Raw genomic sequence first — 14,801 nt, 5'->3', positions numbered from 1 at the left:
TGCTCAGATTTATTGATCGATCCAAAGTGCTTGACCGCGGTTGCCATCGGCCAATCCGAATGCCCAGCCTTCAGTCCAATCATCAGCCCGTGTTACCGCGCCGATAAATGTACGTGATTCAGTTGGCGTGATTGTCGCGTTAGCAGCTGCACCATTGATCATAGTGTCAGTGATAGCTAGTGAGTAGAAGCTGTCGAGAATAACAAGGTCAGGAGCTGTTCCAGCTTCAGGATCTTCACCCGTTTCTGGCGTTTGACGAGTGATGTTGCCACCGTTGTTGTTAATCCAATCTAACGTTGAAGCACCACCTGCAAGCTCACCATCGATAAGATCCTGACAAGCTACGATGGAAGAAGAAAGCGTTAAAGTGCCATCGATAGCGGCCTGTTGACCTTCGTCATCGATACGAACACAGTAGTTGTAATCATCATCACCAGTAAGAACGTCGCCAGCGTAAGCTGTTGTTACTATTGCGTTCTCGATAGTTGGGAAATGCGCTTCGCGGATACGGAAACCTTGACCGGGATCATGCGTCGCCGTGCCGAGAGCTTCGTCTTGCATAGCTGTAGCAAGGTCAGCTCGTAATGCAGAAGGAGAAACAATGCACGTTACGTTGCGAACAGTTGCTGCTGAGTTTAAGCCTCGTGCGATAAAGTCGTCGATAGTGGCTTGAGTTTGGCTGCTATAGCTGCCGATACCATCAGATTCCATACAACGGTTGCCGTCGCCTTCAGACTGAATCACCAACGCGTAATCAATAGTGCCACGGTAACCTTCGTCGATGTCTATAGAGTCATCGCGAACATATAAGCCGATGTAATGGTCAACGTTAACTGCACCACCAAAAAACTCGATACCGTCATCGAAAGTTGAGTAGGCTTCTAGGTAGCTTACCTCAGTACCTGAACCAACAGCGTTAAATGAAATTCCGTTTAACTCATTACCAGGAGCAACTTCAGCACCCGTATGCTTAACGATGAAATAACGCAGCACACCGGAGTTATCGGCGTCGTTTGCACCACCGTAGAAAGTTTGAGCTGAGCCAGAACGGCCTTCAGCAGCTACGTGACATTCGCCTGCTAGAGCAAAGCCTGCGTCACCGCGATTACCTGTGTATGCACACTTGTTTGTAACACCGAAACCGTTGATGATCATACCGCCCCATTCCTGCACAGCTTCAGGAGTGACTGTGCCGTCAACGGCATCACTAACAGAGGTAATAGTTATAGGATTTTGCTGAGTACCTTCAGCAAAAATTTGCGAGCCACGGTTAATTACCATGTAATCATCAGAAGTGCGGAAAGCTAGAGTTGCTCCGGCTTCAAGGCGGATAACACTGCCTGTACCACCAGCAGTGAGACCTGCATTTGTTAAGTCAGCATCTGTGTTAAAACTTTGACCAACAACTAAGCTTCCGCGGAAGATATGAACTCCATCAGTAGGAAGATTGCTAAAAGTAATTTGAGTTGTTGGGTCGGTAACAATTGGATTTGTTAAATCAGAGAAGTCTGTGCCGTATACACAGTTAGCACCGTCAGGCTGGCCCGCGATAGTCTGACCGCCACGCACGTAAGATGCACAATTGTTAGTAGGCGTCGTGGTTCCGCCACCTGAACTACCGTTGTTGTTTGTTGTGGTTGTTGTCGTACTATTGTTCTGTGCGTCAATTTCAATATCGCCACCACCACAAGCAACAAGTGCTGCAGATAATACGCTAAGGCTAACTAGTGTTTTAATTTTCATCTTTATCGACTCTCCAATGAGACCGTAGAAATTAATAAGTAAAGAAATAACTGAAGGCCATCCGGCTTCCGTATAGAAAAACTTAAATGCCGGCGCTGTTATGTTGTTATCGACATTTAGATAGTCTTTTCACAAGCTATCTTTTCCCACGCCAAGTGCTTTAATGCGGCATAGTTTTCATCAGATTTATGAAATATAAACGACAGATTTGTTAAGGTTTTTTTACAGTGAGAATACGTCGAGGAGATTGGCAGTCTCTACCTTCTGAGAGGGGTTAGTAGATGCTAACTCTTTTTTATAAAAAATATACTAACCCAGAATGTAGATAAAGGTGTCAACGATTTTTGTGGAAACTATAAGTGAAATAGTTTCCCTTTTTATGCTAGCCGTGCATGTGTATGGCTACAAGCTTTCACTATCATTCCAATAGCTTACCCGTTCATTTAAGTCGGGACGATTGCGTTCTTGGGGAGCTTGTCGGTAATTACCTATATATATGAAACCGGCGACTTTCTCGTTTTCTTTAAGAGAGAGTAGCGCATCCACTTCTTTGTTAAAGGCGTACCATTCTGTTAACCACTGAGCGCCATAACCTAAAGCCTTTGCAGCTAACAACATATTTTGGCAAACGGCGCCGCTGCTTAATTCTTGCTCCCATTGAGGTACTTTATGTTCGATGGGGGAGCTAATAACAGCTATCACTAGAGGAGCGCGAGTGAAGCGTTCTTTTTCAAACTCCACGACCTTGGGACCACAAGTAGGGTTTTCCTTTGCAAAAATATCAGCCAAATGTTGGCCGAACGTTGCCCGAGCCTCGTTTTGAAAAATAATAAAACGCCAGGGGCCAATTTTGCCATGATCCGGCACACGATGGCCGGCAGCAAGAATTTGTTTCACTTCGCTTTCATTTGGACCCGGGTCGCATAAATCTCGGGCAACCACAGATCTGCGGGTAAGAAGGGTATCGATGAGTGTGTCAGTCATAGAGCTGGGCTTGTATATTTGTCAATTTAGAGTCATTAGACTTTGGTGCATATTTAAGTATTTCAAGCTAACGGCAGTAAATAAATACATCGTTAGATAGTAGAGTAAATTAAATATAAATCGGCATAATAAAAGCGGTTATTTTGCTGTCTGGTGTCGTTGCTCACCTTGCTCATAACCCCACTATGCCTAAATGGATTGTAGGTAAGGGGCGTGAGCTGGGGGCGGAAGCTTCGAGTGAGGTCAAGCGCCTAAACAAACAGCAAAATCCCACGCTTTTCTTGATAGCCATCTATAGTTAATTTGCTCTAAAGGGGCGTATAATGCGCGCCTTTTTTGTGAATACACTATTTCCCGAGAGGCTTTGTTCATGACCGTAAGAACTCGCATTGCACCCTCGCCAACCGGCGACCCCCACGTTGGTACAGCATATATTGCATTATTTAATCTATGTTATGCCAAGCAACATGGCGGTAAGTTCGTACTGCGTATAGAAGATACTGATCAGAGCCGCTCCACACCTGAGTCCGAGCAAGCCATTTTCGACTCCTTACGTTGGTTGGGACTAGACTGGGACGAAGGACCTGATGTCGGGGGAAATTTGGGGCCTTATCGTCAAAGTGAACGCAAAGATATATATAAGAAGTATGTAGACCAGTTGCTTGAGGCCGGTCATGCATTTAAATGCTACCGCACACCCGAAGAGCTGGACGCTTTGCGAGCAGAGCGTAAAGCCTCCGGCATTAATACTGCGATAAAACCTGAGGATTTAAAACTTGACGATAAGATAGTGGCCGAGCGCGAAGCAGCCAACACTCCTTATGTAGTAAGAATGAATGTTCCCACCGATGGTATCTGTGAAGTGGAGGATTTGTTGCGTGGAAAAATTGAATTAGATTGGAGTATGGTCGACGCGCAGATTCTTATGAAGTCCGACGGCATGCCCACCTACCATTTAGCTAACGTTGTCGACGACCATTTGATGGAAATTACTCATGTGATACGTGGGGAAGAGTGGATTAACTCAGCGCCAAAACATATCTTGCTTTACCAATATTTTGGTTGGCAAGCGCCTGTACTTTGTCATTTGCCGCTATTGCGTAACACCGATAAAACCAAGCTGAGCAAGCGTAAAAATCCTACCAGTATCCTTTATTACCAGCGCATGGGTTACATGGCTGAAGCCTTAACCAATTACTTGGGGCGCATGGGGTGGTCCATGCCCGACGAAAGTGAAAAGTTCTCACTGCAAGAAATGCTTGATAATTTTGACATCAAACGTGTTTCTTTAGGCGGTCCCATTTTCGATGTGGAAAAACTTCGCTGGCTAAATAGCCTTTGGATTCGTGAAGACTTGGATGATGAAGCCCTCGCCGAGCGCATGGTTAAGTGGGCACTTAACCAGGATAATATGATGAAGGTTATCCCACATGTTAAGCAACGCATCGAAACCTTTTCAGATTTTTTGCCCATGGTGGCCTTTTTAGCTGCCGGTAAACTGGAACTTACAGAAGCGGACTTTACTGCTAATAAATTGAGTCTTGAAGATCAAAAGAAAGCATTGCAATTTGCCTTATGGAAACTTGAAGCGTTGCAAGAGTGGAATCGCGATCAGCTATTTAATACCTTGAAGAGCCTGGCCGACGAGATGTCACTAAAAATCAAAGATTTTCTCGCACCTCTATTTGTGGCAATTTCAGGCACCACAGCATCGTTTTCTGTTATGGATGCGATGGAACTACTCGGCTCAGATATGAGTCGTGCACGCTTACGCGAAGCCATTGAGGTTCTTGGTGGCGCAGGGAAAAAAGTGTTGAAACGTTATGAAAAGGAATTTGCGCAATTAGGCAAGAGCCCGGAAGGTGAGGCCGTAGAATAACTTATTGATTTATCAAGGAGGCTATAGCCTCCTTTTTATTGTATCTTACTGGTTATTTGTCATCACTAACAAAGATTACTTCACGTGTTATCTGCCAACGGTCATCTTCAAATATGAAATCAATACTGAGGGTGACAAGTTGCTGTTCGCCAGTAAGATTGACTTTACGGCTGATAATAATATGGCCATTATGTTTATCTGCCTCAACAAGATGGTATTTCGACCAAATTTGTGGTGCTTGCGCAGTCTTTGTCGACTCAATAACATGTTGCTTAAAGCCAAGCTTATCCATTCGATGTAAGGTGTTATTAGCATCCAGTAAATATATCTGCATATTATCGTGATAGATATTGTCGAGAATACTAAAATCTTCACTTGCTGCTGAAGCAATAAGTTTGTCGAGTTCTTTTTTTAACTCAGTTGCCTGAGGTGAATCCGGGGACATAGTCGTTTTCCTGAATTGTATTTATAAGATTCGCAAAATTATTTTTCTGCGTGCTGGTGCCACATATCGGTAACAATTTTCCACTCTTTACTTTCTCGTTTAAGTACAAAAAGATAAGTGCCAGTAGCATCCATACCTATTTTTTTTGCTTTTGCAATAACGCTACCTATCATCACTGCCTGTGTGCCATCATCAGCAATCATTAATTTGTCAATAGTGTGAGTGATTTGACCGTCTTGGTCTTTTACAAACTGCAGTGTCGCTCGTGGTTCACCATGCCCTTTTACTGGTGGTTTTGCAGGTGCAATCCATAACACTTCTTTAGAATAAAGTGAGAGAAAACTATCCATATCACGATCGGCAACAAATTGATTAAACTTGTCGTTAAAGCTGTGCAGTTCTTTCGTTAAGTGGTCATGCTTGCTGTCGGCAAATACCGGAGCTGTAATAAAAATAAATACACAAAAAATTGTAAGAAAGCGCATAAATATTTCCTTTAGAAGAGATTGAAAACTAAGAGTAGGGTTAAACATAAGAGCCGTTAACAGGGAATTTTTCTTTTAAGCTGCGAATAAAGCGCAAACCCATTAGCATTGAACTTAAACTTGGGCGCGCAAAAGGTACATTTGAAATATCAATCATTTGCAGATTACCTTCATCGTTAATGACAAATAAGCCTGGCTCTGCAAAGGGGCGTTCGGCGCCCATGCCTAAGTTGGGGCCAGAAACAAAGAGTCCGAGCTGTTTCATTTGATCAATACTAAGATCATAGCCCACAGGAAAATCTGGATTCACTCCCGCTATCTGGCTGTTGGCTCGCTCTTGCGAATCGGCTGACACCGCCACAACATCAATATTAAGTTGGTGTAACTCTGGTAAAACTTGATTAAGTTCATCGAGGTATTTTGTACAAATAGGGCAGTGTTTACCGCGATAAACTACCACCATCTGCCAATCGTATTGTGGCTCTGGTCGACCTAGAGTAATGGTACCGCCACCTAGTTTTGGTAAAGAAAGGGTGGGAAAAACATCACCGGGTTGTAATGTTAAAGTGCTCATAAGCTATTGCCTTGTAGTTATATATCGATCAATATATAATTATGTCAAATGAATCCCATGTCAAGGACTTTTATTTTGAACGATACAAAAAAAATAGGTCGTCCTCGCACCTTCGATGAAAACGAGGCACTTTTGGCAGCTATGAGTGTGTTCTGGGCTAAGGGCTACGACGGCGCATCTCTTAAAGATCTGACTCGGGCGATGAAGATCAGCGGTCCTAGCATGTATTCCGCCTTTGGGGATAAGCGCGAACTCTACTTAAAAACCATCGATCTCTATGCCGATGTCGACGCCTGCGCGCCGGTGGTAGCTTTTGAAACAGAGCCGGACTTGGAAAAAGCGGTGAGAGGTTTTTTCGAGGCAGTGATTACATACGCGACAACTCCCGGTACCAGTGCTAAGGGGTGCTTTCTTGCTTCCTGTGTTATTGCTAATGTGGATGAAGTAGAAGGTGTTGCGGGACGTATGGAAAAAGCTATCGACGATACCGATGTTCGCCTAGCCGCGCGCTTCGACAAGGAAAAAGAAAGAGGCGTGTTACCTGAAGACTTCCCTTCCAAAGCCCGCGCAAGACTTATGTACGATATGCGCCAAGGCTATATGTTTAGGGGCCGAGCGGGGCGCACTATAGAGGCCTTGTTAGAAGATTTGGACGATCGGGTAAAGATGATTATTACTCCCTAATTCACTATTTACTTAGACGATAAACCAAGAATACTTCTCGAAGAACGGGGCGCTTTGTTAGCGACTCTGCGCCTTATCTGTATAACCAAAAAATAAAAGCTGCATAGCCAAAAAAAACTACAAAATCAAAAAGCTACACAAATTGATGTGCTCTTCTCATTTCTATTATCGTCATCTTTATCCACATGCTTTATTTCTGTATTTTCCCTAAGTGGCTTTTTTACAGTAAAAAGAATATCTACTTAGACAAAGAGTGAATAGCTTTTAATTGCGAAAAAGTTTCTATCAACTTGTGGATTATAGAAAGTATATGAAAACTTATCGCCCCGTTGTATTACTATGCATTTTATCGATTTTATTTTCTTGCGGAACAGATAAGGAAGAAGGCAGTATCTTCGATTCTGCATCAAATAATCCCGACGGTGGCAATTCCTCGGTTGATAATAGTGCGCCGCCAACACCAACAACGCCTCCGACGCCTTCAACACCCAATGTTTCGCCAACGCCTATAGCCTCTCCAACATCAACACCTGAACCAACCACTACTGATGTGCCTCAGCCCAAGGCTGTGCTAGAAAATGTAGCGCAGAATAGAAACACAACAACGATTAGCAATTGGCTAGTGGAAGCAAAATTAATTGATACACCTACTAATTATCCCCTCGGTAATGTTTCGGTAGAGTTGAAAATCGATGGAAACGCTTTTATTACTAAAAACTCACCACCCTACAATTGGCGTCGATCAGATAACAATTCCCTCGGTAAGCTTCGTGAAGGGGAGCACACAGTAGAGCTGAATACCTTGGTCAATGGCAAGGTAACACATAGTGCCACTATGACGCTGGATATCAAGCCTTATACAGCTAATCAGCATCCTTTTTTAATTCACCGAGGGGGTGAAGCGTTCTATCAAAACATGCGCGCAAAAATAGACAAAAATCCTTGGAAGTTCATGGCGAATGCAGCCGTGAAGCGATGGGATAATCTCCCTCCCGACGACATCGCATCAAACTTCAATCGTTTTAGAGATTTTGCCAGCTTATACAGCTATAACATGATTGCTTATATGATGGAGGATAAGCCCTCAAATCGATCGAAGTATGTTAATAAAGTTGGTGAGCTTATTGAGTTTTGGGACTCTCACGCGCTTAAAGAAATAGGCTTTACAGGGCATGCAGCAGAGGTTGATTCTGCAACAGCACTCTTTAATACGATACTTGCGCTCGATTTAATGTATAACGATTTTAGTCGCTCAAGACGCCAAGAGTTAGAACGTACTGTAGAGCAAGTAGTTGAACGCTATCGATATATGCGCCGAGCGAGAAATGCCCAGAAGCAAGATATTGCTGATTATCAAAGGATATCCACAAGTGGCATTATCGTGCTGTGGGCTTTATATAAAGGTGATACGCAGCTATTTGAAAAATTTTATTATGGTGGCAAAGATACTTTTACTCTTTCTGTTAGAGACAGAAAAAATGTTGAGGTTTCTACTATCGAAAATTTCACTTCGAATATTCGTGGCTATAGGAACCACGTGTTTGGAGATTTTATATTTGATGATGGCAGTTGGTCGCAATCATCAGGTTATTACTTTGCGCGTATGCTCGGTAACCGCATGGCAAAAAGTCATACTATCGATGTACTAAGTGCGACGGGTATCGACAATCACTATCGTTCTGGGATTATGTATAAATCTATTGAATGGAGTGCTACCTGTGCAAGAACCCCCTTTAGTTCACCCACGTTGTTTGGTGATACGCTTCTTTATACTGGCCGCACCGAAGACCAAAATACATTTTTTAATAAAATCCACCAATATGGTAGCCAAAGTCTGACAGATATGATGGCATGGCATACTAGCGGCTGGCCTTCATCATTTGGTGCAGACAACTATGTGCGTTTCATATTAGATGATGAATATACGGGCAACAAAGAAATACCGAAGTCAAAACTTTATCCTAGATCGGGCGCATGCCTGTGGCTGAAAGATAATTCTATCAACGGTTTACAAGGGGTGCTGTTGTCCTATGCCGAAAAAGGAGGCCATGACCATGACAACACTAACAGTATAAGTCTGGTCGGTTTTGGTGAACATCTATTAGTTAATTCTGGAGTGGAGTACAAGAACCACAAAAGAAATGGAGAAATTACTAGCGGTTATCCAGGCAACACTCCCGACTTTAAGTCTTGGGCCCATTCTTCACTACAAAATGTTGTATTAATTGGCGATAACGAAGTACACAAAAAACGTTTTGGTGAAGGACTTACCCACGGACTCACGGGCGGCCATATTGAATACGGCCGCACGAGTGCGGGAGATGCTTTAGGTAATGGCAAGCATTTTAGAAGCTTACTGCTTGCTCATCCACATGAAGACAAAACAGGTGGATATTTTGTCATCGTAGATGAGATTTCGCCTGATAAAAAAAATGACACAGTGAATATTTTACTGCAGCCCAATAGCCAACAAAAAAGTGTCGTGGCCGCTAAGAATAAAGAACACTACGTGGCAACTATTGATGCTCTTTTGCAACAAGATAAGCATGGAGACAAAGCACCCGCCGACTCTTCACTGGTGGCGAATATTTATTATGGCACTTCACCGCAAACAGTTGAGATAGAAACGAGCTTTAAAGGTGGTACCGGAAAAATTGTTAAAACAGCCGCTCTTAAAAGTGCATACAAAGCCGATGAAAATGGATGGGTTCGATCATTAATTGCAGTTGTTCCAGAAAATGCTAATAAGCCTGCACCAACAGTAACGCGATTAGATACCGCTTTAGGGAAGGGTATAAAAGTGAATCATGGCGCTGGCATAATCGACAACATCTTGATTTCAGATGGTGAGAGCAAGTTTCATATTCAAGATGAAACCCTTACATATAAGGCCCTCGTTGCTTCGGTAAGAAAAGAGCATAATGAGATTATCAGTTATTTTGTAGAAATTGGTGATCAATTACTTAATGAGTCATTGCAAAATTCTAGCTATGGATTTACTTCATCTAAAAATATATCGGTTAGCATGAACCAAAATACGGGTGTTATAGAAGTTATTGAAGACAATACTAACCTGTGCCTATACCAAAACGCCATTCGCGCAATTCAATTGAACAATGTTGAACTCACTGCGACAAGTAAGGGCGATGGTTATGTTTGTAGTGAGGTGCATACTGGAAAATATAATATTGCCGCAGTATTTTAATTTCTTATAACTGATTTCCCTCTAACTTGTGGCGAACTATAAAGCCATAGCTAGAAGATTTAGATGATCGTGTAAAGATGACGATCACTTCGTAGTATAATGTGAGCTATGAGTGAAAAAAGTTTACCCGGTCTAAACCTTATTATTGAAAATATTTTATCACGCAAACTAGGTGTACACTCCCTTGTTCGCATAGAAACCTTACAGTCTCTTTGGAGCGGCTACGGCGAAATTCTTCGCTGCATAGTCTCTGGCTGCGAGACGGATACTTTCATTGTTAAACATATTAAAGTACCTGACAATGTCGATCATCCACGCGGCTGGAATAGCGATATTTCCCATAAAAGGAAAATGCACTCCTACCAAGTTGAAGGAAATTGGTACCGTTACTGGGTTCCCTCCGAGAGCCTTCATGAAGAAGTTAATCAACAGCTTAATTGCCGTGTACCAAAGTCTTTTTTCATTCAAAGCAACAACAGTGAATTTTTATTCATACTAGAAGACCTAGATGCCGCCGGATACTCCCGCAGAATCGCACAAGCCTCACTACCACAAATTCACCTCTGCCTACGTTGGCTTGCCAACTTCCACGCGAAATTTATGGGGCAGCAGGCGGATAAGAATAGTAACGACACACTCTGGCCAGTGGGCACCTACTGGCATCTCGCCACACGCCTAGACGAACTCGCAGCCCTCAATGATGAGCAGCTAAAACAAGCTGCCAACAAGATCGACACCACCCTCAACACCTGCCACTACCAGACCATCGTCCACGGCGACGCAAAAATTGCCAACTTTTGCTTCACCGAAAATGCAGACCAAGTGGCAGCAGTGGACTTCCAATACGTGGGCGGCGGCTGCGGCATAAAAGATGTGATGCTGTTCTTAAGCAGCTGCCTCAATAGCGACCAATGCAAGCAATATGAAGCGCAGTTACTGGATTACTACTTCACCAGCCTAAAAACCGCCCTAGCCGCACAGGAATATGAAATTGACACCGACGCCCTAGAACAAGAATGGCGAACACTCTACGCCTTCGCCTGGGCAGACTTTGTAAGATTCCTCAAAGGCTGGAGCCCCGGCCACTGGAAAATACACGACTACAGTGAAAACTTAACTCAGAGGGTAATCGAGCAATTGGACAAAAAATCCCCCAATTAGAGGCTTATAATAACAATCCCCACAAGAATAGTTGACACTACACCAAGGCCTGATACAATGCGCCTCCTTCAATATTTGGGGCCTTAGCTCAGCTGGGAGAGCGCAACACTGGCAGTGTTGAGGTCAGCGGTTCGATCCCGCTAGGCTCCACCAAAATTTCTTTGTAAATCAACGATTTAGAAGCCCGCATAACTTTATCAAAAGGCGCGGGCTTTTTTGTGCCCGCAATATAAGTCCACAATAAGTCCAAATGTAACGGTAAGTCCGGCTGTTGCTTTTCTCCCTGCTCAATATTTCTCCTGCTTTGTAAAAACATGAATCCTTAACGAGTTAGAGGACTCTAACGCCAGAGGTGGACAGTGACGCCAATATCACTGATTTGTTTAGGGGCTTAATATGATTTGGGTTAGTATCTACGCAGAACCGCAGTTGGTGTTGGTAGGTATTCAACTGTCACAACGAATTTGCACCTTTCATCATTTTGGTAACAAGGAAAGAAAATGGAGTCAGAGATAAATCAGTTTAAAAGTCTGGTTGAATTACGGGACTATATAAAACAATTTGACGGGTTTAGGGCAAGACCTATTCGCGATGGTGAGCATCCAACACTTTACCGCGAGGATGATACCCACAATGCCAATACGCACGGTGTCCGTTACCGTGACTACTTATTTGATGTTGACGGCGTTTGGGTTTTACCTCATGAACAAAAAGGCTTGTCTTTTTCCGGTACTTGGAAGCATCTAAGCAGCGTTTACAAAATGTTCTCTCGTGGTGTTGAGCGAACGCCGGATGTGTATTGGGTACTGTCGGGCGCTGACTTGCCGCCTGGACTAAAATTTGAGCAAGACCGCTCTTCAAGCTCCAAAGCAAAAGGCCACTACTTTTTAACCGTAACGGAAAGAATGCATGTTTCGCAACTCCGGCAAAAATTACTGTGGGTTGCTGATAGAATGCAGAAAATTACTTCAGGAGGGAAAGTGCTATGAGCTTTAAGCCCTATCATTACGACTATATTAATGACTTTCTCCGGTATTACGCTGAGTCGCTCGGTTATGGCGATATCATTACGATAATGGACAAGGGGATAAGTACAGAGCAAGACGCTAAAACATTTTGCGACTTTATTCCTGTGCTATTAGATCAGCGGCTTGCTGACGAAAAATCAGGTAAACAATTCCCTGTAGAAATTGGCAGTGCTGTGATCCCTGACTTGCACTATGAAGCGGGATCATTTGTGTGTGATGCTGGGTTTGAGCCAATATGGGATGAGATGATCGATAACCTGTGAATCTCACAAATCATAGGCTCTCGCATGTAGGCTTAAATAATGTCATACAATTACAAAGACCTAAATTAATTTCATCGTTTTCAACACTCTTAACTGGGGTGTGATTAGTTTGATCTAGAGCCACAAGTAAAAGGGGTAAGATTACCGGATTTGGTAGAATACAGACAGGGTATATTTAGGTGAGACACCCTCAGCCATAAAAATGTAACTTGGCAACCGGTGAAGAACCGGTTAAAGCAATCCTTCATGCTGTGCTTGCTTGGCATAACGGGAAACCGTTGATTTGTTTAACGTTAAGGCAATGGCGGTATCTTTTTACGAAAGTTCGGTTCTTTACAGCTGCACGGCCATAAAAAACTTAAGCATCAGATAACATAACCGTTTGTTTTTCCTTTTTATGATCCGGCTCTGTAAGTCCTTGTTTCCAATAACTGGAATAGTAGGCGTTTTGTTTTTCTATTTTTCTATGGTCACGAAAGTAGGTTTTGAGGTGTTTGACCATTGTAAATTCGCCGGCCAGCCATACGGCGCAGTCGCCATTTAACCAGTTTTTTTTCGCAACCGTGTCCATCACAGTTTTTGCGCGATTTTCTGCGTTATTACTTGTTTTAATCCATTCGACTACTACCCCTTTGGGGGTATTTACAGGGTGAATGTCTGAGTCGTTATCCACGACTATCATCACGTATCCGACGGCGTTTTCCTGGAGGTGTTCCAGGTTTACATTGATGGCGGGTAATGAGGATAGGTCTCCGATAAAAAAGTACCAATCCGCTTGTGGGTTGGCTAATTTTCGTGGCCCTGGTCCGCGAATTTCCAACGCGCTACCAATGGTACATGTCTGTGCCCAACGGGATGCTAGGCCTTGATCACCATGTGCGACAAAATCTACTTCTATGGTCTGTTGTTGGTGGTCTATGTGACGAATGGTGTAGGTTCTCATTTCTGGTTTGGCGCGATGGTCTGATTCGAACAATAATTTAATGTAGCCGCCTTGTGCATCGGCTGGAAATTCCGCTAAGGCATTTCCTTTGAAAGTTATTCTTAATAAATGGGGGGTAATATAGGTTTTTTGTTTGACAAAAATTTTCATTATGATTCCAAAAAATATGTTTTCCTGAGTATTATTAAAAGCCAATTCTTACACGTGTTAAGGTTTATAAGGGTGGGGTTTATAAGGGCATTGACCAGAGCCATGCGACCCACAAGCCTGACAACGATAGTGCGAAGCCAAGGGTTAAGTAGTGTTTATCGGCTTCAGGCTTATTGGTATTAGATAGTGGTTTATAGCCGTGTAGCATTGCGCCGACAATGGGCTCTTTAAGGTAATATTGATGTACCAACACGGCGAGGATGTGAAGTGCTACTAGCGCTTTAAGTGCGATTCCCATGGTATTATGTATTGCTCCGCCTAGCTCAGCGATGTTGTCGTTTGCCCAGCGATAAAGTGGACCACTCCATAGTATGTCATCAGTGGTTACTAAGCCGCTGATTGTTTGCACACTAAGTGTGAGTATCAGTACCAGTACCATGATTGCCCCAGCCGGGTTATGGCCTAAATAAGCGGAGGGCTTTCCCTGGATTACACCTTGTAGATATTTAAGCACGACTTTAGGTGTTCGCACAAAATAGCTAAATCTGGCGTGGTGGCCGCCCCCAAAACCCCATATCACACGAAATATTATCAACCCGGAGAGTAAACAGCCGCTCAAAATATGATAACGCATGAGCTGGCCGCCTAGTTCAGCGCTAACTATAAGAAATACGAATAAACTTGCTAATGACCAGTGCCACAATCGCGTTGGCAAGTCCCATACCTTGGTTGAGGGGCTATTACCGGGTTTCATTATTTATCTGCTCTAAAACTTTTGTGGCAACCTTGGCAGGATTTACCTACCGCACCGATGTGTTGACGAAGCTTATCCAGGCCTTTGCCTGCATTTGCAGAAAGCGAAGCAGATGCTTCAATCCACGCGGTATGCTTTTCTACAACACCTGGGTAGTTTGACCAGACTTGTGGTAATGCATCTGTTTTAACCGCTAACTTTGCAGCGTTATCGGAGCCTTGAGGCCACATGGCACTGTTATCCATTAATGATGCTGCGTGAATATTCTTCGCAGAACTTTCGGCTAATTTAGCATCATAATCGCGATTGCCTTTAGCCATGTCGCCAAGAATGCCGATATTGAATTTAAGCACTTGCATAAAAGCTTGGCGTGCTTGGATTTGTGCTTCAAATTGCTCTGCTGATACTGCCAACTGACTTATGCTCAATAGCAATATGCTAAAAACTTTTACTAACGCTTTGTTCAATTTCGTCACCTTATATAGAAAATTAATTTGAATAAG

The 14,801-nt window shown here is 43.3% G+C and carries 14 protein-coding genes and 1 tRNA gene; 7 read left to right on the top strand and 8 right to left on the bottom strand.

Annotation, left to right across the window (positions count from 1 at the left end):
* Positions 1–9 precede the first annotated feature (9 nt).
* Both BVC89_RS19980 and BVC89_RS19975 read right to left on the bottom strand, forming a co-directional pair.
* Positions 10–1,743 (bottom strand): serine/threonine protein kinase, encoded by a 1,734-nt coding sequence (locus tag BVC89_RS19980; protein WP_086932893.1) that lies wholly within the window; start codon positions 1,741–1,743, stop codon positions 10–12.
* A gap of 402 nt (positions 1,744–2,145) precedes the next feature.
* Positions 2,146–2,727 (bottom strand): nitroreductase family protein, encoded by a 582-nt coding sequence (locus tag BVC89_RS19975; RefSeq protein ID WP_086932892.1) that lies wholly within the window; start codon positions 2,725–2,727, stop codon positions 2,146–2,148.
* Positions 2,728–3,097: 370 nt separating this feature from the next.
* Here BVC89_RS19975 and gltX point away from each other — a divergent pair, with 370 nt between their 5' ends.
* The gene (gene gltX, locus BVC89_RS19970) at positions 3,098–4,606 is read left to right on the top strand and encodes a glutamate--tRNA ligase (RefSeq protein ID WP_086932891.1); all 1,509 of its coding nucleotides are present in this window, start codon (positions 3,098–3,100) and stop codon (positions 4,604–4,606) included.
* Positions 4,607–4,658: 52 nt separating this feature from the next.
* Here gltX and BVC89_RS19965 read toward each other — a convergent pair whose 3' ends face one another.
* From BVC89_RS19965 to BVC89_RS19955, 3 genes are read right to left on the bottom strand one after another with little or no spacing between them, the layout of a single operon-like run.
* Positions 4,659–5,051: a hypothetical protein gene (locus tag BVC89_RS19965; RefSeq protein WP_086932890.1), complete on the bottom strand. Its 393-nt coding sequence runs from the start codon at positions 5,049–5,051 to the stop codon at positions 4,659–4,661.
* Between the two features lie 38 nt (positions 5,052–5,089).
* A complete protein-coding gene (locus tag BVC89_RS19960) occupies positions 5,090–5,536 on the bottom strand; it encodes a YybH family protein (protein WP_158658044.1) in 447 nt (148 codons plus the stop codon).
* Positions 5,537–5,576: 40 nt separating this feature from the next.
* Positions 5,577–6,110, bottom strand: coding sequence for a peroxiredoxin-like family protein (locus BVC89_RS19955; RefSeq protein ID WP_086932888.1), 534 nt, complete (start codon positions 6,108–6,110; stop codon positions 5,577–5,579).
* Positions 6,111–6,185: 75 nt separating this feature from the next.
* Here BVC89_RS19955 and BVC89_RS19950 point away from each other — a divergent pair, with 75 nt between their 5' ends.
* The 6 genes from BVC89_RS19950 (at position 6,186) to BVC89_RS19925 (ending at position 12,451) form a co-directional block, all read left to right on the top strand.
* Positions 6,186–6,794, top strand: a complete 609-nt coding sequence (locus BVC89_RS19950; protein WP_216825017.1) for a TetR/AcrR family transcriptional regulator — start codon at positions 6,186–6,188, stop codon at positions 6,792–6,794.
* A 310-nt stretch (positions 6,795–7,104) separates the two neighbouring features.
* Positions 7,105–9,999 (top strand): hypothetical protein, encoded by a 2,895-nt coding sequence (locus BVC89_RS19945; RefSeq protein ID WP_086932887.1) that lies wholly within the window; start codon positions 7,105–7,107, stop codon positions 9,997–9,999.
* A 108-nt stretch (positions 10,000–10,107) separates the two neighbouring features.
* Complete coding sequence (locus tag BVC89_RS19940; RefSeq protein ID WP_086932886.1) at positions 10,108–11,160, top strand: phosphotransferase; 1,053 nt, start codon at positions 10,108–10,110, stop codon at positions 11,158–11,160.
* Between the two features lie 77 nt (positions 11,161–11,237).
* Positions 11,238–11,313, top strand: a tRNA-Ala gene (locus tag BVC89_RS19935).
* Between the two features lie 347 nt (positions 11,314–11,660).
* Complete coding sequence (locus BVC89_RS19930; RefSeq protein WP_086932885.1) at positions 11,661–12,149, top strand: hypothetical protein; 489 nt, start codon at positions 11,661–11,663, stop codon at positions 12,147–12,149.
* Positions 12,146–12,451: a hypothetical protein gene (locus BVC89_RS19925; RefSeq protein ID WP_086932884.1), complete on the top strand. Its 306-nt coding sequence runs from the start codon at positions 12,146–12,148 to the stop codon at positions 12,449–12,451. The genes BVC89_RS19930 and BVC89_RS19925 overlap by 4 nt, the downstream gene beginning before the upstream one ends.
* Positions 12,452–12,809: 358 nt before the next feature.
* Here BVC89_RS19925 and BVC89_RS19920 read toward each other — a convergent pair whose 3' ends face one another.
* From BVC89_RS19920 to BVC89_RS19910, 3 genes are all read right to left on the bottom strand, one after another.
* Positions 12,810–13,544 carry a siderophore-interacting protein gene (locus tag BVC89_RS19920; protein ID WP_086932883.1) on the bottom strand — a complete coding sequence of 245 codons (735 nt, stop codon included), beginning with the start codon at positions 13,542–13,544 and terminating at the stop codon, positions 12,810–12,812.
* Positions 13,545–13,623: 79 nt separating this feature from the next.
* Positions 13,624–14,298, bottom strand: coding sequence for a cytochrome b/b6 domain-containing protein (locus BVC89_RS19915; protein WP_086932882.1), 675 nt, complete (start codon positions 14,296–14,298; stop codon positions 13,624–13,626).
* Positions 14,298–14,765, bottom strand: coding sequence for a c-type cytochrome (locus BVC89_RS19910; RefSeq protein ID WP_086932881.1), 468 nt, complete (start codon positions 14,763–14,765; stop codon positions 14,298–14,300). The genes BVC89_RS19915 and BVC89_RS19910 overlap by 1 nt, the downstream gene beginning before the upstream one ends.
* Positions 14,766–14,801 lie beyond the last annotated feature (36 nt).

It is taken from the genome of Agarilytica rhodophyticola (genome assembly GCF_002157225.2).
Lineage (GTDB): Bacteria > Pseudomonadota > Gammaproteobacteria > Pseudomonadales > Cellvibrionaceae > Agarilytica > Agarilytica rhodophyticola.
The sequence above is the reverse complement of the archived record's forward strand: the minus strand, read 5'-3'. Positions and strand labels throughout refer to the sequence as shown.